Here is a 680-nt window from a genome sequence, read left to right on the forward strand (position 1 = left end):
GCGCCGCCGCGGCAGGCGCACAGCCGCTACGAGCAGCACGGGCGGGATCTCGCCGAGGCCGACGCCGCGCATCAGGCGGCGGTCGAGGCCCTGACGGCCGCGCAGCAGGCGCTCACCGAGGTGGAGGAGGCGAAGGCCACACTGACCGCCCGGCGGGACGCGCTGCGGGACAGCCCGGAGATGCGCGACGCGGCGGCGCTGCGGGGCGCCGAGGAGGATGCCGGGCGACTCGCCCGGTTCGCCGCCCAGCGGGAGCGGGACAGCCGGGCCGCGGCCGAGGCTGCCGGCGACCGGAAGCGCCGGCTCACGGGTGCGGAACGCACGGTCCAGGCCGACGCGGCGGGCTTCGACGCCGCGGTCCGGGCCGCCGGGCTGGCGGCCGAGGCCGCCCTGGTCACCGGCCGGCACGCCGCAGTGCTCACCGAGCTGGACGGCGGGGAACCGCCGTACCGCGACGCCCGGCGATCCGCCGAGGCCCTGGTCGGGCAGCAGGGCGCCGCCGTGAACCGCCTCGACGGGTTGCTGCGCGCGGCGGCCGACGCCGACGTGGCGCTGCGCGCGGCCCGGGACGACCTGGACCGGATCACTGCCGAGCAGCAGGCCGCCGCCGAGCGGATCGCGGCGGCCGAGGACCTGACCGCCCAGCGCGGGGCGGGCCTCGTCGCGGCCTGCACGGCCTA

At 80.1% G+C, this 680-nt stretch carries 1 pseudogene; it reads left to right on the top strand.

Going from position 1 to position 680, the window contains the following annotated elements:
- Positions 1 to 680, top strand: a pseudogene (locus tag AC08ON_RS05155) (TIGR02680 family protein); the annotation flags it as partial.

Source organism: Frankia sp. CoWAU3, assembly GCF_977971855.1.